Here is a 207-nt window from a genome sequence, read left to right as displayed (position 1 = left end):
ATCTCAAACGGCGCCAAGTTCTGGAACGCCATGCGCTTCATCTCGGGCGCGATCGAGGACTACCGGCCAACCAACATCGTCTGTGAAATGCCGATCGCGCCGTCTTCGAAGCAGGGGCAGACATCAACCGCGGCCTTCGAAATACTCTATGGCCTGCCGGCTGCCGTGCGAGGCATGGCCTACGGCCTCGGCGTCTACGAGTGGGAA

Annotated in this window: 1 protein-coding gene; it reads left to right on the top strand. The window is 61.4% G+C overall.

Going from position 1 to position 207, the window contains the following annotated elements:
* Positions 1–207 (top strand): hypothetical protein (locus AF337_RS43365; RefSeq protein ID WP_160320359.1); only part of this gene is annotated, 207 nt, incomplete at both ends.

The organism is Rhizobium ecuadorense (genome assembly GCF_001187535.1).
Classification (GTDB): Bacteria; Pseudomonadota; Alphaproteobacteria; order Rhizobiales; family Rhizobiaceae; genus Rhizobium; species Rhizobium ecuadorense.
Note: the sequence above shows the minus strand (reverse complement) of the source record. Positions and strands in the feature narration are given on the sequence as shown.